The sequence below is a fragment of the Eubacterium sp. AF16-48 genome (assembly GCF_003479405.1).
Taxonomy (GTDB): Bacteria; Bacillota; Clostridia; order Lachnospirales; family Lachnospiraceae; genus Eubacterium_G; species Eubacterium_G segne.
Map to the genome: position 1 here is coordinate 84,002 of NZ_QUHB01000001.1, position 24,328 is coordinate 108,329.

The 24,328-nt window shown below is 34.7% G+C and carries 22 protein-coding genes, 1 other RNA gene and 1 pseudogene; 23 read left to right on the forward strand and 1 reads right to left on the reverse strand.

Going from position 1 to position 24,328, the window contains the following annotated elements:
• Positions 1-27 precede the first annotated feature (27 nt).
• The gene (locus tag DWW68_RS00405; RefSeq protein WP_118588483.1) at positions 28-1,770 is read right to left on the reverse strand and encodes an NFACT RNA binding domain-containing protein; all 1,743 of its coding nucleotides are present in this window, start codon (positions 1,768-1,770) and stop codon (positions 28-30) included.
• A 159-nt stretch (positions 1,771-1,929) separates the two neighbouring features.
• On the opposite strand from DWW68_RS00405, the gene DWW68_RS00410 reads away from it, so the two are divergent.
• The 23 genes and pseudogenes from DWW68_RS00410 to ung all read left to right on the forward strand — a co-directional run bounded on the left by DWW68_RS00410 (position 1,930) and on the right by ung (position 24,290).
• On the forward strand, positions 1,930-2,808 hold the full coding sequence (locus DWW68_RS00410; RefSeq protein WP_021953222.1) for a YicC/YloC family endoribonuclease: 879 nt from the start codon (positions 1,930-1,932) through the stop codon (positions 2,806-2,808).
• 11 nt (positions 2,809-2,819) lie between these two features.
• On the forward strand, positions 2,820-3,446 hold the full coding sequence (gene gmk / locus DWW68_RS00415; protein ID WP_021953221.1) for a guanylate kinase: 627 nt from the start codon (positions 2,820-2,822) through the stop codon (positions 3,444-3,446).
• A 1-nt stretch (position 3,447) separates the two neighbouring features.
• Entirely contained in the window at positions 3,448-3,693 is a 246-nt protein-coding gene (gene rpoZ, locus DWW68_RS00420) for a DNA-directed RNA polymerase subunit omega (protein ID WP_021953220.1), read from the forward strand.
• A gap of 56 nt (positions 3,694-3,749) precedes the next feature.
• The gene (rimO, locus tag DWW68_RS00425; RefSeq protein WP_118588484.1) at positions 3,750-5,078 is read left to right on the forward strand and encodes a 30S ribosomal protein S12 methylthiotransferase RimO; all 1,329 of its coding nucleotides are present in this window, start codon (positions 3,750-3,752) and stop codon (positions 5,076-5,078) included.
• Between the two features lie 15 nt (positions 5,079-5,093).
• On the forward strand, positions 5,094-5,624 hold the full coding sequence (pgsA, locus tag DWW68_RS00430; protein ID WP_021953218.1) for a CDP-diacylglycerol--glycerol-3-phosphate 3-phosphatidyltransferase: 531 nt from the start codon (positions 5,094-5,096) through the stop codon (positions 5,622-5,624).
• 26 nt (positions 5,625-5,650) lie between these two features.
• Positions 5,651-6,940 (forward strand): aminotransferase, encoded by a 1,290-nt coding sequence (locus DWW68_RS00435; protein ID WP_118588485.1) that lies wholly within the window; start codon positions 5,651-5,653, stop codon positions 6,938-6,940.
• A gap of 199 nt (positions 6,941-7,139) precedes the next feature.
• Entirely contained in the window at positions 7,140-8,036 is an 897-nt protein-coding gene (locus DWW68_RS00440) for an aldose 1-epimerase family protein (protein ID WP_158576770.1), read from the forward strand.
• Between the two features lie 248 nt (positions 8,037-8,284).
• On the forward strand, positions 8,285-10,906 hold the full coding sequence (locus DWW68_RS00445) for a cation-translocating P-type ATPase (protein WP_118588487.1): 2,622 nt from the start codon (positions 8,285-8,287) through the stop codon (positions 10,904-10,906).
• 71 nt (positions 10,907-10,977) lie between these two features.
• Positions 10,978-11,289, forward strand: a complete 312-nt coding sequence (gene trxA / locus DWW68_RS00450) for a thioredoxin (protein WP_118588488.1) — start codon at positions 10,978-10,980, stop codon at positions 11,287-11,289.
• A 145-nt stretch (positions 11,290-11,434) separates the two neighbouring features.
• Positions 11,435-12,349 carry a thioredoxin-disulfide reductase gene (gene trxB, locus DWW68_RS00455; protein WP_118588489.1) on the forward strand — a complete coding sequence of 305 codons (915 nt, stop codon included), beginning with the start codon at positions 11,435-11,437 and terminating at the stop codon, positions 12,347-12,349.
• A gap of 9 nt (positions 12,350-12,358) precedes the next feature.
• Positions 12,359-13,042 (forward strand): response regulator transcription factor, encoded by a 684-nt coding sequence (locus tag DWW68_RS00460; protein WP_118588490.1) that lies wholly within the window; start codon positions 12,359-12,361, stop codon positions 13,040-13,042.
• Complete coding sequence (locus DWW68_RS00465; RefSeq protein WP_118588491.1) at positions 13,042-14,502, forward strand: HAMP domain-containing sensor histidine kinase; 1,461 nt, start codon at positions 13,042-13,044, stop codon at positions 14,500-14,502. The genes DWW68_RS00460 and DWW68_RS00465 overlap by 1 nt, the downstream gene beginning before the upstream one ends.
• Positions 14,503-14,635: 133 nt before the next feature.
• The gene (locus DWW68_RS00470) at positions 14,636-15,382 is read left to right on the forward strand and encodes a formate/nitrite transporter family protein (protein WP_279220096.1); all 747 of its coding nucleotides are present in this window, start codon (positions 14,636-14,638) and stop codon (positions 15,380-15,382) included.
• 641 nt (positions 15,383-16,023) lie between these two features.
• Positions 16,024-16,362: a transfer-messenger RNA gene (gene ssrA / locus DWW68_RS00480) on the forward strand.
• Positions 16,363-16,579: 217 nt separating this feature from the next.
• Entirely contained in the window at positions 16,580-17,122 is a 543-nt protein-coding gene (locus DWW68_RS00485) for a DUF3267 domain-containing protein (protein WP_158576771.1), read from the forward strand.
• A 168-nt stretch (positions 17,123-17,290) separates the two neighbouring features.
• Positions 17,291-18,622, forward strand: coding sequence for an AAA family ATPase (locus tag DWW68_RS00490; RefSeq protein WP_118588495.1), 1,332 nt, complete (start codon positions 17,291-17,293; stop codon positions 18,620-18,622).
• 104 nt (positions 18,623-18,726) lie between these two features.
• Positions 18,727-18,897, forward strand: a pseudogene (locus DWW68_RS00495) (MBL fold metallo-hydrolase); the annotation flags it as partial.
• Positions 18,898-19,038: 141 nt separating this feature from the next.
• The gene (locus DWW68_RS00500; protein ID WP_021953206.1) at positions 19,039-19,716 is read left to right on the forward strand and encodes a response regulator transcription factor; all 678 of its coding nucleotides are present in this window, start codon (positions 19,039-19,041) and stop codon (positions 19,714-19,716) included.
• On the forward strand, positions 19,716-21,209 hold the full coding sequence (locus DWW68_RS00505) for a HAMP domain-containing sensor histidine kinase (protein ID WP_021953205.1): 1,494 nt from the start codon (positions 19,716-19,718) through the stop codon (positions 21,207-21,209). The genes DWW68_RS00500 and DWW68_RS00505 overlap by 1 nt, the downstream gene beginning before the upstream one ends.
• Before the next feature lie 9 nt (positions 21,210-21,218).
• Positions 21,219-21,824 carry an imidazole glycerol phosphate synthase subunit HisH gene (hisH, locus tag DWW68_RS00510; RefSeq protein WP_021953204.1) on the forward strand — a complete coding sequence of 202 codons (606 nt, stop codon included), beginning with the start codon at positions 21,219-21,221 and terminating at the stop codon, positions 21,822-21,824.
• Between the two features lie 18 nt (positions 21,825-21,842).
• Positions 21,843-22,604 (forward strand): imidazole glycerol phosphate synthase subunit HisF, encoded by a 762-nt coding sequence (gene hisF / locus DWW68_RS00515; RefSeq protein WP_118588496.1) that lies wholly within the window; start codon positions 21,843-21,845, stop codon positions 22,602-22,604.
• Positions 22,605-22,632: 28 nt separating this feature from the next.
• Positions 22,633-23,508: a diacylglycerol kinase family protein gene (locus DWW68_RS00520; protein WP_021953202.1), complete on the forward strand. Its 876-nt coding sequence runs from the start codon at positions 22,633-22,635 to the stop codon at positions 23,506-23,508.
• 107 nt (positions 23,509-23,615) lie between these two features.
• Positions 23,616-24,290, forward strand: a complete 675-nt coding sequence (gene ung / locus DWW68_RS00525) for a uracil-DNA glycosylase (RefSeq protein WP_118588497.1) — start codon at positions 23,616-23,618, stop codon at positions 24,288-24,290.
• Positions 24,291-24,328 lie beyond the last annotated feature (38 nt).

The window sequence follows — 24,328 nt, forward strand, 5'->3', positions numbered from 1 at the left end:
TACCTGTCTTTTAAATTACAAATAAATTTATTTGACTTCTTTAATGCCTGAAATATCAGGGGCAATAGTCATGGAAAAATTAGTATGATAAATTACAAAACCGGGCATGGCACCGGCAACCTTCTTTATGTGTTTTTTCTGAATGTAATCTATCTCAACCTTATCCTGATTAGAACCCTTTGAGTAAAAGGCTGCAAGTCTTGCAGCTTCCTCAAAAGTATTATCAGGAAGCTCTTTGTTATTGCATTTGACTATAACATGAGAGCCGGGGAAGGTTTTGCTGTGAAACCACCAGTCATTTCCCGTGGCAATCTTAAAAGTGAGCTCTTCGTTTTGGATGTTGTTTTTTCCCACATACATATCAAATCCGTCAGAGGATATAAAATGAAGGGGCTTGCTTTTATCCCTGTCTTTTTTGTTTTTATCCTTAGAGCTATGTTTAATATAACCGGTTTGCCTTAATTCCTTAGAAATTGCCTTTAAATCCTCTTCGCTGTCAGCAATATCAAGGGAAACGTCAATGGATTCTAAATAGGTTATGGAGGCTTTGGTCTCCTTTATTATTTCACTAAGGGCTTCATAAGTTCTCTTTAATTTAGTGTATTTTTCAAAAAACTTCTTGGCATTGTCAATTGGTGACATAGTAGTGTCAAGAGTAATTTTAACAGGCTTTCCGGTATAAAAATCCGTGGTTTCAAAAACTTTAGTTCCGGGAGTAATTGAATAGCCATATGTGGTAAGAAGCTCTCCATAAACCTTATATTTGTCTTTTTTTTCAGTATCCTTTAACTGGTGCAACTGAAGATTATATTTTTTGTTTTCCCTTTCAAGGGCGTTAGTTACTATTTTTCGTAGGTCAACTGACTTTTGCCGCATTCTTGTGTAAAGATTTTTCTTAGCATAGTAGGTTTCTAAAAGTTCACTTATACTTTCATAATTTGTTGCAACGCAGTCAGGATAAGTTGAAAGAGGGATAGCACTAAACTCTTCCGGTTTGCCATCCTTTTCGTAAATTACAGGGGAAAATTCCTGCTTTTTAATTTTATTAATCATAGAATAGAAACTCATCCATATAAGATTCTGGTCACCGTGAACAATAGTGTTGGCAGGCATTGAAGAATCTAATTTGTTTTCAAAACACAGGCTTTCGGCAATAGTAGGACTGATTCCGGTAAAACTGGTATATATTGCCTTAGACAATGCCATAGGCTTTGAAAAAACAATATTAAAGAAATCTTCTCTTGTGATTTCAAGAGGATTAGCCTTATCCATGGTTTCAGGAATAAAATAAGGTTTCCCCGGCAAAACCTGCCTTACAGAGCTCATAACGGAAGTTACATGCTTAATACTGTCAATAATTGTATTGTTATCGTCAGTAAAAATTATGTTACTATGTTTTCCCATAAGCTCAACAATAAGATGTTTTACCTTTACATCCCCTAATTCATCTAAATGCTGAATTTCAAAGTCAATAATACGTTCAAGTCCCGGCTGGGTTATACTTAAAATCCTTCCGCTATTAATATGTTTTCTTAAAAGCATACAAAAATTAGGCGCAGTTAAAGGCGCCTGCTTGTTATTTTCAGTAAAATAAGCAAGGGGAAGACTTGCATTAGCACTAATAAGCATTTTATGCTGGGTTTTTCCTGCCTTATATGTAATCATAAGCTCATCAGATTCAGTCTGGGCAATTTTATATATTCTACCTTCTGCTAAACGGGAATTAAATTCCGAAACAAGAGCAGATACGGTTATTCCATCAAAAGCCATATAGGTCTCCTTAATTAGTTAAAAATTTTGTTTAAAATGTAACAAATTAAATTTTAATATTAAATAAGGGTTAAGTCAAGGAAACTCAAACCTTGACGGTAAGGCTTCTATGAATTATAATAGAGTGAATTATGGGCAAATAGTTCATTAGGAGGCAACATGCTAAAAAGTATGACAGGATTTGGCAGGTCGGAAGTTACCGAAGGCGACAGAAAAGTTACGGTAGAAATGAAATCTGTCAACCACAGATATTTAGAATTAGGAATAAAATTACCAAGAAAGCTTAATTTCTTAGAAAGCGCGGTGCGTAACGAAATGAAGAAATACGTGCAGCGTGGAAAAATTGACGTTTTTGTAACATATGAAAACCTCGGTGAGGGAAGCGAAAGCATAAGATACAATAAGGAATTAGCCAGGGAGTATTACGACTGCTTTGCACAAATCAGTGAGGATTTAGGCATTGATAATGACATTAAAACCAGCTTTATAGTTAAAAGCCCTGATGTTATTACGGTAGAAAGCGGTCAGGATGATGAAGAAGTAATACAGTCACTTGTTATTTCAGCTATTGATCAGGCAACTGAAAAGTTAGTTGAAACCAGAAGAGTGGAAGGTGAACATCTGAAGAAAGATTTGATTTCAAAATTAGATGACATGATTGTATTAGTTGAAAAAATTACTGAAAAGTCTCCTGTTATTGTAGAAGAATATAAGGAAAAAATAACTACACGTATTAATGAATTATTAGATGAGGCAAGCATCGACGAGGCACGAATTGCTCAGGAAGTTACCATATTTGCAGACAAGATTTGTGTTGATGAGGAATTAGTAAGATTGGACAGTCATATAAAAACCATGAAAGATACCCTGATTCAGGGAGGAGCTGTTGGCAGAAGGCTGGACTTTATTGCCCAGGAAATGAACCGCGAGGCAAATACCACTTTATCAAAAACAACTGATGCAGAAATATCAGATATGGCTATTGAACTTAAAACAGAAATTGAAAAAGTTAGAGAGCAGATTCAGAATATAGAGTAGAGGTGACATCCATGAAAAAAGGAAAATTAATTATTGTTTCAGGATTTTCGGGAGTTGGAAAAGGAACTGTTATGGAATATTTGAAAAATAATTATGACAATTATGAGTTTTCAGTTTCAGTAACAACCAGACAGCCGAGAGAAAATGAGATAAATGGTGTTCATTATCACTTCATTACTAACGACAAGTTTGAAAAAATGGTAAATGAAGATGCACTACTTGAATATGCAGGATATGTAGACCATTATTATGGTACACCAAGGCAGTTTGTTGAGGATAACATTAATCAGGGAAAAGATGTTATTCTGGAAATAGAAACTCAGGGTGCCCTGCAGGTTAAGGAGAAAAAGCCGGAAGCAGTTATGGTATACATTCTTCCACCAAGTGCTAAGGAACTTAAGAAAAGGCTGGTGGGAAGAAATACAGAAAGCATAGAAGTTATAAATGACAGATTGGCAAAGGCAGCAGAGGAAACAGATAATTTAGATAAATACGACTATTTTGTCGTTAATGATAAAGTTGAAACATGTGCCAAAAACATAGATGGCATAAGAAATGATGACAATCCTGATTTAGCAGATAAGGATTTCGTTGAACAGATTAAAAAAGATATTTTAGGTTTTAAGAGAGGAGAATAATATGTTACATCCATCATATTCAGATTTAATGGCAGTTGCAAACAGTGAGGTTGAAGACGGTGAGCAGCCGGTAGTACAGAGCAGATATTCAATTGTAATGGCTACATCTAAAAGAGCAAGACAGTTAATAGCAGGTGATACACCACTTATTGACAATGCAGAAGGTAAGAAACCATTATCAATAGCTGTAGATGAATTATATAATTCTAAAATCAGAATTTTAGGCGAAGACGAAGAAGAGGAATAAAGTGTCGGTTACGACACTTTTTCTTAGGCTTTATTTTAAAATAAGGAGTTTTTTGTTTGAAAGTACTGTTTATATCATTAGGATGTGATAAGAATCTTGTGGATTCTGAGCATATGTCGGGAATACTTGAAAAAGCAGGTTATCAGTTTACTGATGATGAAAGAGAAGCTGATATTATAGTAATTAACAGCTGTTGCTTTATTAATGATGCAAAGGAAGAAAGCATTAATACCATTTTTGAAATGGCAAGATACAAGGAAGAAGGAAATTGCAAGGCACTAGTGTTAGCAGGGTGTCTGGCACAGCGTTATTATTATGAAATTAAGGAAGAAATCCCTGAAATTGACATATGCATAGGAACAACGGCAATAGACAGCATTGCAGATGCACTTAATGATTTCTTTAAGGAAAAGGAAAAGGTTTTTTGTCTTAAGAATATTGATATTCATGCAGGGGAAAATGCACCGAGAAATTTATCCACATCAGGAAGTTATGCATATTTAAAAATAGCAGAAGGTTGTGACAAACATTGCACATACTGTATTATTCCTAAAATAAGGGGAAATTACCGAAGCGTTAAGATGGAAGACGTTTTAAAAGAGGCTAAGGAGCTGGCTGAAAGCGGTGTAAAAGAACTTATTTTGGTGGCTCAGGAAACAACCATGTATGGTGTTGATTTATATGGCAAAAAATCATTACATGTTCTTTTAAAAGAACTGGCAAAAATTCCGGGAGTGTACTGGATCAGAGTATTATATTGCTATCCGGAAGAAATATATGATGAGTTAATAGATGTAATGGCATCAGAAAGTAAGATATGCCATTATCTGGATATTCCTATTCAGCATGCCAGTGATAATGTTTTAAAGAGAATGGGAAGAAGAACAGACAATAAACAGTTAAGAGACATTATTGCAAAGCTTAGAAGTAAGATTCCGGACATTGTTCTTAGAACTACTCTAATTACAGGATTTCCGGGAGAAACCTGGGAAGACCATCAGATAACCATGGAATTTGTTGATGAAATGGAATTTGACAGACTTGGAGTTTTTACATATTCAGCAGAGGAAAATACTCCGGCGGCTAATATGGAAGACCAGATAGATGAAGAAGTAAAAATCTCCCGTCGTAATGAAATTATGGAATTACAACAGGAAATTGTATTTGAAAAGTCTGAAAAGCTTGTGGGAAGAGAGTTTGTTGCGCTTACAGAGGGACATATATCCGGTGAACATGCATATATGGGAAGAACATATATGGATATACCGGGAGTTGACAGTAATATTTTTATTGTAACAGACGAAGAACTGATGACAGGAGATTTTGTAAAGGTAAAGGTTACCGGAACAAATGACTATGACCTGATTGGAGAATTGGTTTTGTAAAGTTTAGGAGGCTATATGAATTTACCGAATAAATTGACAGTGTTTAGAATTTTGTGTATTCCTGTGTTTGTAATATTTTTACTTGCAGATGGGATTACATATAATAATTATATTGCAGTGGCAATATTTATATTGGCAAGTCTTACGGATTTTCTTGATGGAAAAATCGCAAGAAAATATAATTTGGTTACTAATTTTGGAAAATTTATGGATCCATTAGCGGATAAGCTATTGGTATGTTCAGCGCTTATCTGTCTTACACCGGATAAAATTCCTGCATGGATAGTTATAATTATTATTAGCAGGGAATTGTTTATCAGTGGATTTAGAACATTGGCTGCTGATCAGGGAATCGTCCTTGCAGCCGGTTGGTGGGGAAAGTTTAAAACAACATTTCAAATGTTGATGATTATAGTACTTATATTAAATTTACCATATGCAGTATTTGATGTTATAGGAGAAATTCTTATATGGATTTCCCTTGCACTTACAATTATATCAATGATTGATTATGTGGTTAAAAATATAGATGTACTGAAGAATTAATTTATTTTATGCGAGGAGAAGGAATAATGGCAGGGTACAATACTTTATCAAAAGAGCAGTTAAATGAGGAACTTGTAAAATTAAAGGAAGAATATGCAAAGATTCTTGAATCAGATATTAGTCTTGATATGTCAAGAGGAAAGCCGGGAGAAGACCAGTTAAATCTTTCCATGGGAATGATGAATGTTCTTGACGGAAATTCAGACTATAAGACAACAGTAGGTTTTGATTGCAGAAACTATGGACTTTTAGACGGAATACCTGAAGCAAAACAGATGATGGCAGATATTATGGAAGTTTCACCGGAAAATGTTATAGTTTTCGGTAATGCAAGTTTGAACATTATGTATGATACCGTGTCACGTTCATTTACACATGGTGTGTTAGGTGAAACACCTTGGTGTAAATTAGATAAGGTAAAGTGGTTATGTCCTGTTCCGGGATATGACAGACATTTTTCCATAACAGAATTTTTTGGCGTGGAAATGATTAATGTGCCAATGAATGAAGATGGTCCTGATATGGATATGGTAGAAAAGCTTGTATCAGAGGATGAGGCAATAAAAGGTATCTGGTGTGTACCGAAGTACGCAAACCCAACAGGAGTGGCTTATTCAGATGAAGTTGTAAGACGTTTTGCGGCCCTTAAGCCGGCAGCAAAGGATTTTAGAATATTCTGGGATAATGCTTATGCAATTCATCATTTATATGAAGATGAAAGCAAACAGGAAAAAATATTAAATATATTGGAAGAATGTGAAAAAGCAGGAAATCCTGATATGGTATATGAGTTTGCTTCAACATCAAAGGTTTCATTCCCGGGTTCAGGTGTGGCAGCAATGGCTACATCAAAGGCAAATATTGCTTTTATTAAGAAACAGATGGGCATTCAGACTATTGGATATGACAAAATTAATCAGTTAAGACATGTTAAGTTTTTTAAGGATTTTGATGGTGTAAAAGCACACATGATGAAACACGCAGCTCTTTTAAGACCAAAGTTTGATGCTGTATTATCAATGCTTGACAAGGAATTAAAGGATGCGGAAATTGCCGCATGGACAAAACCACAGGGCGGTTACTTTATTTCATTAGATGTAATGGAAGGCTGTGCAAAGAAGGTTGTTTCAATGTGTAAGGATGCAGGTATGATTCTTACAGGAGCAGGAGCAACGTACCCATATGGAAAGGATCCAAAGGACAGCAATATAAGAATTGCACCATCCTATGCAACACCTGAAGATTTAGTTAAGGCAAGCAAGATCCTTATAGTTTGTACAAAGATTGCCACAATTGAAAAAATGCTTGAAGCATAAATTAATTATAAAATATATAGAAGAGCCATAACTGTATTTTAGTGCAGATATGGCTTTTTGTTTTCTTTAGAAAATGCATAAAAATAAATTTCCCTATAACAAATGCAAATAAATAATTAAATTTGGGTTAAAATTTTTATTATATTATTGTATAATATGAACAGATTATAACGTAAATACTATGAAGAGAGGTTTTAAAATGGCAGAACACATAATTGAAAATGACTATTTAAAAGTAACTATAGAAGATAAAGGGGCAGAACTTGTAAGTGTGTATGACAAGGAAAATAATGAGGAGCGTATATGGTGTGCAAATCCTGACGTATGGAACAGACATGCACCAATTTTATTTCCTTTTGTAGGAAAGGTAAATAATGGAGTTTATAGATATAATGGAAAAGAATACGAGATGAAAACACAGCATGGATTTGCAAGGGATAGGAAATTTGAACTTGTAGCTGAAACAGAAAACAGTATTTCCCATTGTTTAAAGGCTGATGAAGAAAGTCTTAAAATCTATCCATTTGATTTTGAATTAACAGTTACTCACAGATTTTCAGCAGACAATCCAAGAATGGTAGAGGTGGAATGGGAAGTTAAGAATAATGGCACCGATGATATGTATTATTCTATTGGAGGACACCCGGGATTTGCCATTCCAAGAGATAACAGATGTAGCAGAGAGGATTATTATCTGGAATTTCCTGAAAAGGCATTTGCCCATTACATTCTTATAAATCAAAGCAATGGTTTAGCATATCCGGATGAATCACATCCTCTTGTATTAAACAAAAATGCATGTCATATTGCAAGAAATATGTTTGATAAGGATGCACTGATTTTTGAAAACAGTCAGTTACATACGGTGAGGATATTAAAACCTGACAGAACACCATTTATTTCACTTTATTGTGCAGGTTTTCCATATGTAGGTATATGGTCAAAGGGAGAGGCTGATTTTGTTTGTATTGAGCCGTGGTATGGCAGAACAGATAACGATGGCTTTACCGGAGAATTAAAGGACAAGGCTGGAGAGTGCAAATTATCAGCTAATAATGAAAAAAATATATCTTATGGAATAGAGTTTCATAAATAATATCTGAAAAAAATAAAATTGTGTTATACTTGCATAAGGTTAATATATGTGTTAGTCTATTAGAAGATATTAGGGAGTAGTTCACAACGTAAGTTGGTGCACTTGTCGTCATCACGTTTTTTTAAAACCGGGAAGTGCAGTTAGAACATTCTAAAAGAACGAGACTTTTATCGCCGTTATTTTTGTGCGATAAAGGTCTCGTTCTTTTTTCGCATAAAAATACTTATTAAGTATTTGAGGAGGTCTATATGAAAGAGTTTTGGAGAATGGGAAAAGAAGAAGTTCTAAAGGAATTAGGAGTTTCTCAACAGGGACTGGCTGGTAAAGATGTGGAAAGCAGAAAAGAAAAATATGGAGAAAACATTTTAGAGGAGGCACATAAGAAAAGCATATTTAGAATTTTTGTGGAACAATTTGCTGATTTGTTAGTAGCCATATTGGTAGTTGCAGCTATTATTTCAGCTGTTTCAGGAAGCGTTGAAAGTACAATTGTTATAATAGTTGTTCTTATTATGAATGCTATATTAGGTACTGTACAATATGTAAAAGCCGAGAAATCATTGGAAAGCCTTAAGGAGCTATCATCCCCAATGGTTAAGGTGAAAAGAGACGGACAAAAACTTGAAATTAAATCTTCGGAAATCGTTGTGGGAGATGTGATTTTGGTGGAAGCCGGAGACGTCATTGGGGCAGATGGCAGGATTTTGGAAAGTTATTCATTAAAGGTTAATGAAAGTTCTCTTACAGGGGAAGCCTCAGAGGTAGAAAAGAACAATAGAATTATTAACGAAGAAGTGGCATTGGCTGACAGAAAAAATATGGTATATACCGGAAGCTTAGTAGTTTATGGACGTGGAGAAATGGTAGTTACTGCTGTGGGAATGGATACGGAACTAGGAAAAATAGCAGGAATGATAAATGCCGTAGGGGACAATAAAACACCATTACAGCAAAATCTTGATAAATTTAGTAAAGGCCTTGCCATTGCCATTATGATTATAAGTGCCATTGTGTTTGCATTATATTTGTACCGTGGAACTAATCCGCTGGATGCACTGATGTTTGCGGTGGCACTGGCTGTGGCTGCAATACCTGAGGCATTAGGGTCTATAGTTACCATTGTTCAGGCAATTGGAACAAGTAAAATGGCAAGGGAAAATGCCATAATAAAGGATTTAAAAGCAGTGGAAAGCCTTGGATGTGTTTCTGTTGTATGTTCAGATAAAACAGGAACCCTTACTAAAAACAAAATGACTGTAAAAGAAATTTTCACAGCTGGAAGGAATATAAAGCCGGAAGAAATTGATTTAACTAAGGATGTACACAGATATCTTATATATGATGCTGTTATTGCCAATGATGCTATTTTGTCTAATGGGAAATACATTGGTGATCCTACTGAGTACTCATTAATGGAAATGGCAGATAACGTTAATTTAAATCAGCAGAAGAAGCTGGATACAGATTTCATTAGAAAATGGATTAACAGAATGGGGGAAATTCCTTTTGATTCAGACAGAAAAATGATGAGTGTCAAATGTAAGCTGCATGGAAGGGAGACCATTCTTACTAAAGGGGCACCGGACTTACTTATAGAAAAATGTATCCGGGTAAAACATGAAAATAAAGTGGTTGATATGACAATTAACGAGAAGGAGCAAATTGTTAAGGCATACGAAAAGTTTTCAGAAAATGGACTAAGGGTTCTTGCTTTTGCATACAAGGAAACTAACCATAAGTTAGGATTAGAGGAGGAATGTGACTATACATTTATTGGATTAGTTGCTATGGCAGATCCTCTCAGGGAGGAAACGATTCCTGCGGTTATGGATGCTAAAAGTGCAGGCATAAAAACAGTCATGATTACAGGAGACCACAAAACGACAGCTGTAGCCATTGCTAAGGAAGCAGGAATATACCGGGAAGGGGATATGGCTATTACAGGTCTTATGCTGGATAAAAAAGATGATGAGTGGCTTAATGAAAACGTTGAAAATATTTCGGTGTATGCCAGAGTTTCTCCGGAAAATAAAATAAGAATAGTTAAGGCATGGCAAAACAGAGGACATATTACAGCTATGACCGGTGATGGGGTAAATGACGCACCGGCACTTAAAAAGGCGGATGTAGGCATAGCCATGGGAATAACAGGGACAGAGGTTTCTAAAGATGCTGCAACCATGATTTTGGCAGATGATAATTTTGCAACTATTATTAAGGCAGTTTCTAATGGAAGAAATGTATTTAGAAACATTAAAAATGCCATTATATTTCTTTTATCCGGTAACATGGCAGGAATCCTTACTGTTCTTTATACAGTTTTATTAGGGCTTCCGGCACCATTTACGCCGGTACACCTTTTGTTTATGAACTTACTGACAGATTCCCTTCCGGCAATTGCCATTGGAATGGAACCGTCAGATAAGTCATTGCTTAGAATGCCTCCTAGAAATCATAAAGAGGGACTTTTAACAAAAGATTTTATACAAAAAATCCTGATTCAAGGTGGTTTAGTTGCAATTGCAACAGTAATTTCTTATTATATAGGTTTAAATGTAAGTAGTGGATTTGCCACAACAATGGCATTTTTAACATTAACCATAGCAAGATTGTTCCACTGCTTTAATTGCAGAAATGATAAACCAATATCAAAGATAAAATTATTGTCAAATAAGTTTAGCGTAATGGCATTTGTGGCAGGACTTATCTTTATTGGTGGAGTTATTGTTATAACACCTCTTAGTGGCTTGTTTGATATTGCAAATATAGGAGTAAGAAATCTGGTATTTGCCATTGCACTGGCTTTTGCACCAACAGCTTTAATACAGCTGTATAAAATGGTATTATATAAGGGAAGGAATGAAAAGTAAAATATATTAGGGATAAATTGTATTAAAAAAAGTGGATATACTAAAAGTGATAAGACGAAAGGAGATACGTTATGGCAGTAGTTGAAATAACAAAGGATAATTTTGAGCAGACAGTTTTAAAGGCAGATAAGCCTGTTTTAGTAGATTTTTGGGCAGAATGGTGCGGACCATGTCAGATGATGGGACCAATTGTTGACGAAGTTGCAGAAGAGAGAGATGATATAATCATAGGCAAACTCAACGTTGACACACAGCCGGAAACTGCTTTGAGATATAATGTAATGTCAATTCCAACATTAATATTATTTGAAAATGGTGAGGAAGCACAGAAATCTATTGGACTCATATCTAAGGAAGAGTTATTAGAACTTATTAATAAATAATTATAGTTTAAAACGGACGGGTATATATAGAATAATATACACATCCGTTTTTTTATGATAAAATTTATGGTGTAATGAATTTCGTGGGAAACGACTTTTTTATATCAAAGTTATTTGATAAAATTTCTAGGTTAAGGACAAGATTATGTATGATGTTATTGTAATTGGCGCAGGTACTGCCGGAATGACGGCAGGAATATATGCAAGACGTGCCGGGAAAAAAGTTTTAATAATTGAGGGAAAAAATTATGGCGGACAAATAATAAATACTCCGGAGGTTGAAAATTATCCGGGAATTTCAAAGGTGTCCGGATTTACTTTTGCAAATAATCTTTATAATCAGACAAGAGAATTAGGCACTGAATTTAAGTTTGAAGAAGTTATTAAAATTCAGAATAATTCCGGTTATAAAGTAGTGGTAACTAATAAGACTAAGTATCAGGGAAAAACCGTGATTATAGCTACCGGGGCTAAAAACAGACCCTTAGGAGTTAATAACGAAGATAAACTAACCGGTGCAGGTGTTTCTTATTGTGCAACCTGTGACGGGGCATTTTTCAGAGGAAAAGATGTGGCAGTTGTAGGTGGAGGAAACACGGCATTAGAGGATGCATTGTTTTTGTCTGATTATTGTAATTTGGTCTATGTTGTTCATAGACGAAATGAATTTAGGGGGGAAAAGGGACTGACAGATATTTTAAAAGAAAAAGGCAATGTGAAATTTGTTTTTGACAGTGTTGTAAAGTCAATAAAAGGAGAGCAATCAGTAGAAGGACTGGAAATATTAAATGTTAAAAAGAATACATTATCTGAAATAAAGGTTCAGGGAGCGTTTATAGCAATTGGACAAATGCCTGACAATGAAAAATTTTCAGATATGGTAGAATTAGATGGTAAAGGTTATATAAAGGCGGATGAAACATGTACTACAAATACGGAAGGTGTATTTGTGGCAGGAGATTGCAGAACAAAACAGGTAAGACAGCTTACAACAGCAGCATCAGATGGAGCTGTTGCGGCTTTAGCTGCCTGTTCATATATTAATAAAATAAATCAATAGGAGTACGAGATGGATAAGAAAACAATATTAATTGTTGAGGATGAAGACAAATTAAGAATGACAGTTGCGGATTTCCTAAAAATTTATGATTACGAAATATTAGAGGCAAAAGACGGAGAATGTGCAATAAAAGTTTTTGAAGAAAACATTAAGAAAATTGATTTAGTGTTATTGGATATAATGCTACCTGTATTTGACGGACAATATGTGTTAAAGAAAATACGTGAATTGTCTGAAGTTCCGGTTATAATGATGACTGCCAAATCAGGAGATTATGAACAGATAAAAAGTTTTGGAAACGGTGTTGATGATTACATCAAAAAGCCTTTCATGCTGGTTTTATTAAAAGCAAGAATCGAGGCTGTATTAAAAAGAGTAACGAAACCTGAAACAATAGTGGATGAATTAGAGGCAGGAGCCATTAAGTTAGATTGTGCTGCAAGAAAGGCATATGTAAATGGTAAGTATTTTGTAACAACTCCTAAGGAGTTTGATGTTTTGCGTTTTATGCTTAAGAATCAAAAAGTTACTTTAACAAGAGAACAGATTTTAAATGCGGTCTGGGGTGAAGAATACGATGGCACCTATAGAACCGTTGATACAATAATTAAGCAGATTAGAATAAAATTAGGTGATTGCCAAAGTTATATAAAATCAATTTATGGTGTTGGATATATATTTGAGGTGGAATAATGATTAAATCAATTAAGGGGAAAATGGTACTGTTTCAGGGAATAATGCTTGTGGTGGTTTTAGGTGTGATTTTGATTCTGTTTTTATCAGGAGCACAGGGATATTACTATAATAGCAAAATGAAACTGATGAATCAGGCATTTAACAGATTGCATGAGAAGGATTTAGAAAAACTAAAAGATGGAGATTCTAACATCGTAAATTTTGAGGAGCAAAAACTTAGATTTGTTATTGCAGATGAAAATTTCAGGCAGATTTATGTATCAGCTAACGGTAAGGGAAAAGGCGCAGTAATAGATGGAAGAAGTGCAAAGGCAAAAATTAAAGGGGGAATTATTGATAAGGTTAACAGATTTGATGAAGATGAATTTAAAACTATTAATAGAAAAAGACGTATAAAAGGAAGAGGCATAATAAAACAGGGGAACCATAAATATTATGTCTACATATATGAAATAAAAACAACAAAGAATATACTCTTTTCATATTATGCAATATTCTTTTCCATTGTAGTTTTAATTGCCGCTGCAATAGGAATGATTGTATCAATGATTATTGCTAACCGTATTAGTAAACCGATAAAGCAGATTGAACTAAATACAAGACTGGCTGTTAAAAACGGTTACAATGTAAAAATAGATGAAAATCAGGAATTTAAGGAACTTTCGGGCTTGGCGGAGAGTATTAATACTATGATTAGTCAGATACGAAATCAGATAGAAATTCTTGAGGAGGAAATTGCAAGAAAAGAGCAGGCGGAAAATATTCAGAAGCAGTTTGTAAACAATGTTTCCCACGAAATGAAAACACCTCTTGCCATTATTTCTACCCAGGTGGAGATGATACAGTATTTAAATGATGAAGAGAAAAGAGAAGAATATTGTAAGTCAATTATTGAGGAGACAGAAAATATGTCCCAGATGATAAATGACATGATTTCTATTTTTTCAGTTCAATATGAAAATGAAAATCTCACAGTGAAAAATGAAAATGTCAGTGATGTGGTAAGGAAAATATGCAGTGAATATAAAAAGCTGTTTGACTCAAATCATATTGTTTTGAGAGAAGAATACGATATTGATACTTATGCACAAATAAATGGAAAGCTTTTAAAGCAGGCAGTATCAAATTATGTGTCTAATGCAATTAAGCACAGTGATGAAAAATCACAGGTTACGGTAAGGGTTTTGAATTTAAATGAAACAGTCCGTATTGAAGTGGAGAATATGGGAAAGCATATAGATGAATTATATAAAGACAAAATATGGGATATTTTCTATAGCGGAGATGTAAATGAAACTTTAAATGGACAAAAGGGAAGCGGACTGGGATTGTACTTAGTAAAGAGCATTGCAAAGTTGCATAATGCAGAATATGGTTTTGAAAATACTGATAATGGGGTCATTTTCTATATTACTCTTAAAAAAGTGCAAAAAAGGGACGAGAAACAATTGAATTAATCTTATTAAAAATATATAATATGCTGTGGTCAATTAAAATGAAAAAGGTTCGGCAATATTATTTATTAATGAACATCAGGAGGAAATTATGATTACAGCAAAAGATGCGACTATAAAATACTCATAAAGTGGCATAAACAAGGTTAATATGCCTATAGGAAGAATGCTTGTTTTATCAATTATGGCAGGTATGTTTATTTCATTGGCAGGAACAGCTTCATCTATTGTAGCTGCAACCGTCGATAACCATTCTATAGCAAGAATGCTTATGGCACTGGTATTCCCGGCAGGACTTGCCATGGTGGTGTTAAACAATTCGGAGCTTTTTACAGGTAACAACCTTTTGGTTATATCTTTGTTAGACAAAAGGATAAGCTTTTTATCCATGATAAAAAACTGGGTGGTAGTTTATATTGGAAACCTTTTAGGTTCAATGCTGGTTACAGGAATTATAACCATAGGTCATGTATATTCGTCCTTTGATAATGCCATGACTACAAGAGTTATTAATATTGCCGTTACTAAGGCATCCCTTGGGGCTTCTGATGCATTTACAAGAGGTATCTTATGTAATGTTTTAGTTTGTGTGGCAGTTATGATGACACTTATGGCTGAAACGGCAGGTGGAAAGATTGCAGCTCTGTATTTCCCGATTTTTGTATTTGTAGTCTGCGGCTTTGAGCATAGCGTTGCAAATATGGGATATATTAGTGGTGGTATATTTGCCAACATGAAGTACGGTAATTGTGGTGTGGATGTATCATCCCTTACATGGTACAGATTTTTCGTAGGAAATCTGTTGCCTGTAACTTTAGGTAATATCTTAGGCGGATGTATGACAGGTGTGGCATACTGGTTTATATCAAGAAAAGACAAATAATTAAGAGTAATCCTTAAATAGTGGGAGAGCCGGTGGGTATACTGTAAAAAGTATAAAAAGTATAAACACAATCTCCCACAAAAGGATTACTTTTTTATTTGATATAAAGCAGAAGTTATAATTTTTTTGAGCAAAATAGAATACTGAAAAACACACAATTACACCTATTATGAAAATCAGAATATCCAAAACTAAAATATCTTTTTTTAGAATAAATGTGTAAAGGTAGAAAAGTACCGGAATTGTAATAAGTCCCGATACCACTCCTAAAAAGGCAGGAAAAAGGTAATTACAATTGTTTTTGCCAAATTTCTTATAGCCTATGGTAATCCATAAGGTAGCAGGATAAAAAAGGAGTTTTAAATGCTCCCACACACTTTCATTAATTGGTGCAAAAAGTCCCACTACAGGATTTTCGTTAGACAGGTCATATACAAAATGCAATAAGGTTCCGGTAATTACCGTAAATATAATCCCTAAAATGGTAAATTTTAAAAGTGTGATTTTTTTGAAATTAAACATTTATTACCTCCAAAGTATAGGATGAAACATTTCCACAAGTATTATATGTAGTAAGAGATGCAAATATGCCATTGACATTTTTAATATTTTGGTTTAGTATACTCATACAATTAAATTAAGGGCTAGTACTGGTTTCGACAGGGATTTGGAAGTTGGTGAAGCTATCCGCAGGTGATGCGTCAAATCACAAATTAAAATTAAACGCTGAAGATAATTTAGCATACGCTGCCTAGTTGCAGCTGTCTGATCTAAGAGGCCTACGGCTTAGATTCAGGCATCGACACTTGTAGGGAACCCTATATACAAAGCTTTGAGTATGTGGGAGTAACATGAAGCTACTGAAGACTGAAGGATGCTGTTTTTCGTCAGTCAGAGGGAATGTCAAATAATCAGCTATGATAGTAGAAGAACGATGGAAGGGTTTTTGGACATGGGTTCGACTCCCATCTAGTCCACTAGTTTTCATAAGGAGGGACCCACCGAAGGTGGGAGGAATCCGTATGAAGCACGCAGACGCCTGCGAACGGAGTTCGCCTTTTAATGCGTCTGCTACACTCTTATATCCCCTTATTTAAAGGGGATTTTTTTATTTATGGTTGTATTTTGTGTTGCATATTTTCAAAAACGTTATTTGTATTAAGTAGGGGCAACACACCGAAGGTGAGAGGAATCCTTATGAAGCACGCAGGCACCTGGGAACAGAGCTTGCCTACGCGGGTTCAAGAAGGTGCAGTTCAATTTAAAGAACCTGATATAAATAAGTTTGCAATTATCGCCAACGGAATTGCATGTGGAATATTCATAGTTGGTTTAATTTTTATTTTTCTTTCAGGAGCAGAATATAATTTTTGGGGAATAATAGCATCGTTACTTGTGTTAGTGCCTCATGAGTTTTTACATGCCATATGGATGAAGGGGGATGTTTTGATGTATACAAATATAAAAAGGGGGATACTGTTTGTTATAAGCACAGAAGATTGCACTAAAGGTCAATTTATTTGGATGAGTTTATTTTCCACCCTTATATTTGGTTTCCTGCCATTGTTGATATTCATTATAAATCCGGAAATGTCATTTTTCGCATGGTTAGGCGTGCTTTCCATTTCAATGGGAGCAGGCGATTTTTGTAATATTTATTTTGCCATTACACAAATACCAAAAAATGCATTAACATTTCTTAGTGGTTTTCATTCGTATTGGTATATACCGGAAGAATAGTATAAAATTATGTCGTTGCAAAGAAAATAACGAATTTTAGCACATAATTTTGAAGAAAGGAACAAAATCAAGATAAATAATCTTGAAGAAAAGCACAAAATAAGGAAAAACAATCTTGAAGAAATGCATATTTCATGATTTAATATAGTTAAGCTTAGGAGGTATGTGATGTATTTTGAAAGAAAAGTGTATAGAAAATTGTTGGACTGGAAAGATAAATATTCGGAAAAATATGCAGTTTTACTGGAAGGTGCAAGACGAGTTGGAAAGTCAACAATTGCAGAACATTTTGCGCAGAATGAATATAAGTCATATATTTTAATCGATTTTTCAAAAACAACAGATAACATAAGGGATTGTTTTAATGACATAGGAAATCTGAATATGTTTTTTCTAAGATTACAGGCGGAAACAGGAATAACTTTATATGAACATGAATCATTGATTATTTTGGACGAGGTTCAACTTTTTCCGAAAGCCAGACAGGCAATAAAGCATCTTGTATCTGATGGAAGATATAGTTATTTGGAAACAGGTTCTTTAATTTCAATAAAGAAAAATGTAAAAGATATTCTTGTCCCATCAGAGGAAATGAAAATACAGGTTTACCCAATGGATTATGAAGAATTTTGCATGGCAGCCGGAAATAATTATGAACTTTTACGGCAAATTTATCATATGAATTCAGCTATTGGACAGGCAACAAATCGCAAATTAATGAGGGACTTAAGAGTATATATGGCTGTAGGAGGTATGCCGCAGGCGGTGGAAGCATATATAGAAGGGAAAAACTTTTCAGAAATTGATATGGTGAAACGACAGATAATATCTCTTTATGAAGAGGATTTTAAAAAGATTGATTCATCCGGAAGAATATCAGCGTTATATCATTCGATTCCGGCTCAATTAGCAAAAGATTTGCGTAAATACAGAATCACAACTGCTATAGGAAAGAAAAATAATACCAGGGCAGATGAATTGATATATGAGCTGATTGACTCAAAAACTGTCTTGCCATGTTATAATTCGACGGATCCAAGAGTCAGCCTGGCAGACACAAAGGATTTTGATAGTTATAAACTGTATCTTTCAGATACGGGATTATTTGTGACGTTAATGTTTATTGACAGACCGGTAACGGAAAATGATGTATATGCAAAATTACTTTCAGATAAATTACCTGCAAATTTTGGATATCTTTATGAAAATCTTGTTGCTCAAATGATTACGGCATCAGGAAGAGAACTCTATTATCACACATGGGAAAAAGCCGGAAGCACACATTATTATGAAGTAGATTTTCTGATTTCGGAAGGTAGTAAAATAAATGCCTTTGAAGTAAAGTCTTCCGGTTCGGGAAAACATGAATCAATTAATGAGTTTAACAGGAAGTTTTCAAAAAATGTGCATAACATATATTTGTTGTCACAGAAAGATGTTGGAAAAGAGGAAAAATTATTGCTGAAACCGTTTTATCTTATGCCGTTTTTGACACAGTAAAGTAGAATTGGAGTAGAAAACAAAATGAACAAAGTCCTTTTTTAGGATGTTTACGACCAATTACCGTTGACCGATGGAGGGGCGCTACATTAAGGAAAAAATCTATGAATATTACAATGCTAGGTATCGGAAATGCACTTGTTACAGAGTGTTATAATACTTGTTTTATATTGCATGAAGATAATGAATATTTTTTGGTAGATGGTGGAGGTGGAAGCACAATACTTCATCAATTAAAATATGCAGGAATTGATTGGAAAAATGTTAGAAATATTTTAAACAAAAATCTTTAAATCATACCATAATGATAAGATACAGGAATTCATTTTTTTTACACATATTTGTTATTTAATATAAATATAAAATTGTAATATCACAGGATAACTGATAAAATGTAAAAGATATGGAGGTACGCTATGGAACAGTTGAAAATTCTTGTTGTAGATGATGAAGAAAGAATGAGAAAGCTTGTTAATGACTTTTTAACAAGAAAGCAGTATAAGGTAGTTGAGGCGGCAGACGGAGAAGAAGCCATTAATTTATTTATCAAAAACAATGATTTTGATTTGATTATTCTTGATGTAATGATGCCTAAAATGGATGGCTGGGAAGTATGCAGGGAAATTAGAAAATTATCAAAGGTTCCTATTATTATGCTTACGGCGAAAAGTGAGGAAAGTGATGAACTTCTTGGGTTTGAGCTGGGAGTTGATGAGTATATTTCAAAACCTTTCAGTCCGAGAATTTTGGTTGCAAGGGTTGATGCCATATTAAGAAGAACCAACAATATTGACCAGGGAGAGATTGAGCAGGCAGGGGATATTGAAATAAACAAAGCTGCCCATATAGTTAAGGTAAAGGGTGAAATTGTTGAATTAAGTTTCAAGGAATTTGAACTTTTAACTTATTTTGTAAAGAATAAAGGTCTTGCATTGTCAAGGGAAAATATCTTAAATAATGTATGGAATTATGATTATTTTGGGGATGCCAGAACTATAGATACCCATGTAAAAAAATTAAGGAGCAAATTAGGCGACTGTGGAAAATACATACATACTATTTGGGGTATGGGATATAAGTTTGAGGTTAATTAATGAAACATTCAATCAGATACAAAATCACGGCGCTGATCATTGTAATAATGGCAATTTCCGTAGGAAGCATTGGAGTATTCAGCACCGTTTTCATGGAAAAATTTTATACAAATAAAAAACAGGCTGCCATAAAGGAAGTATATAAAACATTACAGGAAATTGTGGCTAAAGATCCGGACCTTGAGGATTCAAAAAACAGTAGCAAGCTTAACAGTATATGCGAAACAGACGGAGCAACTCTGATAATTGTGGATGTTTCAGGTCAGTCGGTATATTCCTATGGACCGGGAAAAAATCTGGCAGACAGATGGGCAAGCCTTGTTTATGGAAAAAATATTAATGGCAATAAAGGTACCGTTATAGAGTCTAAGAAGGATTATACACTTCAATATATGGTTGATGATGTAACATCAGACAAGCATTACGAGTTATATTCCGTTTTAGATAATGGAAACTTTGCAGTTATAAGGATGTCTGTTGAAAACTTTAAGGAAAGTGTTGCCATAACTAATCAGTTTTATTTAATTCTTGGGGTTGTTGTAATTTTAATTACAACCATTGTGATTTTATTCTTTATGAACCGGTACACAAAGGCACTTTTAAGCCTTGCGGATATTTCAAAAAGAATGTCAAAGCTGGATTTTAACGTTAAATATCAGGGACATTATAAAGATGAACTGGGTGTTTTGGGAGAAAGTATAAATGAAATGTCCGAAAAGCTTGAAGAGACAATTACTGAACTTAAATCAGCTAATATTGAATTGAAAAAGGACATTGCCAAAAAAGAGGAAGTGGATGAAATGAGAAAAGAGTTTATTTCAAATGTTTCCCACGAACTAAAAACTCCTATAGCACTGATTCAGGGATATGCGGAAGGTCTTCAGGAAGGCATAAGTGACAATCCGGAGGATGTTCAGTATTATTGTGATGTAATTGTAGATGAAGCAGCTAAAATGAACAAAATGGTTAAAAACCTGCTTACTCTTAATCAGTTGGAATTTGGTGGAACTCAGGTTAATCTGGAGAGATTTGATATTGTGTCAGTTATTGAAGGTGTTATTAATTCAATAGGAATTAAGGCACAGCAAAAGGGCGTAAATATTACTTTCAGACATAGGGAACCTGTAAGCGTGTGGGCTGATGAGTTCCAAATTGAGGAGGTTATAACCAATTATTTAAGTAATGCCATAAATCATGTTGATGCTAAGAAAATAATTAATGTGGAAATTACCGAAAAAAATGGTATAGTAAGAGTATCGGTGTTTAATTCAGGAAAACAGATACCGGAAAGTGAACTTGAAAATATCTGGATTAAATTTTACAAGGTGGATAAAGCAAGAACGAGGGCTTACGGTGGAAACGGAATCGGTTTGTCCATTGTTAAGGCAATTATGGACAGGCATGGTATGGGATGCGGTGTAAACAATTACGCAGACGGTGTGGAATTTTGGTTTGAATTAGACAGCAGGATTAATCCGAAGGAAGGAAAATAGGTTAGACATATGATAGCGATACTAGACTACGATGCGGGAAATATACGAAGTGTTGAAAAGGCATTTCAGTATTTAGGTGAAGAAACAGTTCTCTCAAGAGATCGCGATGAAATTTTATCCGCTGATAAAGTGGTTTTGCCGGGAGTAGGAGCTTTCGGTGATGCAATGAATAAACTTAAGGATTATAATCTGGTAAATACCATATATGATGTGGTAGATAAAAAAATACCATTTTTAGGGATTTGTTTAGGGCTACAGTTATTATTTGAAAGTAGTGATGAAACACCGGGAGTCAGTGGCTTGGGAATTTTACCGGGAAATATTTTAAGAATACCGGATAAGCCGGGATATAAGATTCCACATATTGGCTGGAATTCACTGGAACTTACAAATAATGGAAGATTATTTGACGGTGTTGCAGAAAATGCATATGTTTATTTTGTTCATTCTTATTATCTAAAGGCAAGGGATGAGGAAATGGTTAAGGCAAGTACGGAATATGTTACCCATATTCATGCATCAGTTGAAAAGGACAATGTTTTCGCCTGCCAGTTTCATCCTGAAAAAAGCGGAGACGTAGGTCTTAAGATTTTATCAAATTTTGCAAAACTTTAGTACGGATTGGAGAATGATATGCATACAAAAAGAATTATTCCATGTCTGGATGTAAATAACAACAGGGTGGTTAAGGGAACAAATTTTGTTAATTTAAGAGATGCCGGAGACCCCGTGGAGGTGGCAAAGGCGTACAATAAGGCAGGAGCTGACGAACTGGTTTTTTTAGATATTACAGCTTCAAGTGACCATAGAAAAACAGTTGTGGACATGGTTAGAAAGGTTGCTGAGCAGGTTTTTATTCCTTTTACAGTTGGTGGAGGAATAAGAACAGTTGATGATTTTAAGGCTTTATTAAGGGAAGGCGCAGACAAAATCTCTATTAACTCATCAGCCATTATGAATCCTAATCTTATAAGCGAGGCGGCAGATAAGTTTGGCAGTCAGTGTGTGGTGGTGGCAATTGATGCCAAAAGAAGAGAAGACGGCTCAGGTTGGAATATATACAAAAACGGTGGTCGTGTTGATATGGGAATGGACGCCGTGGAATGGGCGATGAAAGCAGACCGTTTAGGCGCAGGGGAAATTCTCCTAACAAGTATGGACTGTGATGGAGTAAAAAAAGGTTATGATATTGAACTGACAAAAATTATTGCAGATAATGTTTCTATTCCGGTTATTGCATCAGGTGGTGCCGGAAGTAAGGAGCACTTTTATGATGCTCTTACTACAGGTCATGCAGATGCAGCATTGGCAGCATCGCTGTTTCATTATAAGGAATTGGAAATAATGGATTTGAAGCATTATCTTGATGAAAAAGGAGTGTCTGTGAGAATCTGATAATTTTAGGTTATACAGCAGAAAAATCATGAAGTATTATTTTATTATTAATCCTAAAAGTGGAAAAATAGATAAGAGCCGGATTGAAAAAAACATAAGGGAAGCCTGTATTGTAAGGGAAATTCCTTATGAAATTATATACACATCAAGGAAAGGCGAGGCAAAGAAAATGGCATCTCAGATTCCTGACGAAGAGTGTGTAATTTTTTCAGTTGGTGGTGACGGAAGTCTTAACGAGGTTTTAAACGGTATTGTAGGCTCAAAAAATAAGATTCTTGGGAATATACCTACAGGTAGTGGAAATGATTTTGATAAGACATTAAGAAATTTTGAGTCAGGAATTCATTACATTGATTTAGGCAAAATTAACAGCCATTATTTTATTAATTTAGCATGTGTGGGACTGGATGCAGATGTGGCAAATAATGTGTCAGTAATTCGGAATAAAAAGTGGGTTCCGGTAAGTCAGAGATATAATGTAAGTCTTGTATACACTTATTTTAAGTACAAATTTAAGAAACTTACGATATCAATGGGTGAAACAACGGTAAGTAATTATTGCACTATTTTTGCAGTGTGCAACGGACAATATTATGGCGGAGGTTTTAGAATTGCTCCTCATGCCATATTAGATGATGGAATGTTTGATATTTATGTTGTGGAAAAAATGTCTAAGATTAAAATATTGCCTGTGCTTTTAAAATTAATCCGGGGAAAACATGAAAATGACAAGGCTATTAAGAAATATAAAGATTCAAAGATTACGGTAGATTGTGAGGAACCTTACACATTTAATGTGGATGGAGAAATGCTTACTTCAAAACATTTTGAATTGGAAATAGATAAAAGAGCAGTACAGGTTTTTAATGACAGATTGTTTATTAACGAAATTTTGGAAAAATAGGTATTAAAAATTGTTTTGGTCAGATACAAAGATAAGCATTAAAATTCCGGAAATCTGACATGAAAATGGAAAAATTGTTTTGAAATTAGATATAAGGAGATAGAAATATGGGAATGATTACTAATGACTGGGTAGAACCCTTATCTACGGAATTTAGAAAGCCATATTATAAAGATTTATATAATTTCGTAAGGGACGAATATAGTAAGACAATAGTATACCCACCGGCGGATGATATTTTTAACGCATTTCATTTCACACCACTTAAGGATGTGAAAGTTTTACTGTTGGGGCAGGATCCGTATCATAATGTTAATCAGGCCCATGGTTTGTCTTTTTCAGTATTGCCGGGAAATGACATTCCTCCATCACTTGTAAATATTTATAAGGAATTGCATGATGACTTGGGATGTTATATCCCTAATAACGGATATTTAAAAAAATGGGCTGACCAGGGTGTTTTGCTGTTAAACACTGTTTTAACTGTCAGGGCACATCAGGCAAATTCCCATCAGGGACATGGCTGGGAAATGTTTACAGATGCAGTTATACAGGCTGTAAATGCACAGGACAGACCTATTGTATATTTTCTGTGGGGAACACCTGCAAGACGTAAGAAGGCAATGCTTACCAATCCTAAGCATTTAATTTTAGAAGCACCACATCCAAGTCCGTTGTCTGCATATCGTGGATTCTTTGGATGCAAACACTTTAGCAAGGCAAATGAATTTTTGGTAGCCAATGGGGTGGAGCCGATAGACTGGCAGATTGAGAATATATAGGGAATGATATATTAATTATGAAAATAATGAGTTTGAGT

Bases quoted from the DNA above. Each gene is read 5' to 3' on its own strand.
- rpoZ (WP_021953220.1), top strand. From the start codon at position 3,448: ATGTTACATCCATCATATTCAGATTTAATGGCAGTTGCAAACAGTGAG.
- DWW68_RS00520 (WP_021953202.1), top strand. From the start codon at position 22,633: ATGAAGTATTATTTTATTATTAATCCTAAAAGTGGAAAAATAGATAAG.
- DWW68_RS00405 (WP_118588483.1), bottom strand. From the start codon at position 1,770: ATGGCTTTTGATGGAATAACCGTATCTGCTCTTGTTTCGGAATTTAAT.
- pgsA (WP_021953218.1), top strand. From the start codon at position 5,094: ATGAATTTACCGAATAAATTGACAGTGTTTAGAATTTTGTGTATTCCT.
- ung (WP_118588497.1), top strand. From the start codon at position 23,616: ATGGGAATGATTACTAATGACTGGGTAGAACCCTTATCTACGGAATTT.
- trxB (WP_118588489.1), top strand. From the start codon at position 11,435: ATGTATGATGTTATTGTAATTGGCGCAGGTACTGCCGGAATGACGGCA.
- DWW68_RS00505 (WP_021953205.1), top strand. From the start codon at position 19,716: ATGAAACATTCAATCAGATACAAAATCACGGCGCTGATCATTGTAATA.
- DWW68_RS00435 (WP_118588485.1), top strand. From the start codon at position 5,651: ATGGCAGGGTACAATACTTTATCAAAAGAGCAGTTAAATGAGGAACTT.
- DWW68_RS00485 (WP_158576771.1), top strand. From the start codon at position 16,580: ATGAAGCACGCAGGCACCTGGGAACAGAGCTTGCCTACGCGGGTTCAA.
- hisF (WP_118588496.1), top strand. From the start codon at position 21,843: ATGCATACAAAAAGAATTATTCCATGTCTGGATGTAAATAACAACAGG.
- trxA (WP_118588488.1), top strand. From the start codon at position 10,978: ATGGCAGTAGTTGAAATAACAAAGGATAATTTTGAGCAGACAGTTTTA.
- DWW68_RS00440 (WP_158576770.1), top strand. From the start codon at position 7,140: ATGGCAGAACACATAATTGAAAATGACTATTTAAAAGTAACTATAGAA.
- DWW68_RS00460 (WP_118588490.1), top strand. From the start codon at position 12,359: ATGGATAAGAAAACAATATTAATTGTTGAGGATGAAGACAAATTAAGA.
- DWW68_RS00445 (WP_118588487.1), top strand. From the start codon at position 8,285: ATGAAAGAGTTTTGGAGAATGGGAAAAGAAGAAGTTCTAAAGGAATTA.
- DWW68_RS00465 (WP_118588491.1), top strand. From the start codon at position 13,042: ATGATTAAATCAATTAAGGGGAAAATGGTACTGTTTCAGGGAATAATG.
- hisH (WP_021953204.1), top strand. From the start codon at position 21,219: ATGATAGCGATACTAGACTACGATGCGGGAAATATACGAAGTGTTGAA.
- DWW68_RS00410 (WP_021953222.1), top strand. From the start codon at position 1,930: ATGCTAAAAAGTATGACAGGATTTGGCAGGTCGGAAGTTACCGAAGGC.
- DWW68_RS00490 (WP_118588495.1), top strand. From the start codon at position 17,291: ATGTATTTTGAAAGAAAAGTGTATAGAAAATTGTTGGACTGGAAAGAT.
- DWW68_RS00500 (WP_021953206.1), top strand. From the start codon at position 19,039: ATGGAACAGTTGAAAATTCTTGTTGTAGATGATGAAGAAAGAATGAGA.
- gmk (WP_021953221.1), top strand. From the start codon at position 2,820: ATGAAAAAAGGAAAATTAATTATTGTTTCAGGATTTTCGGGAGTTGGA.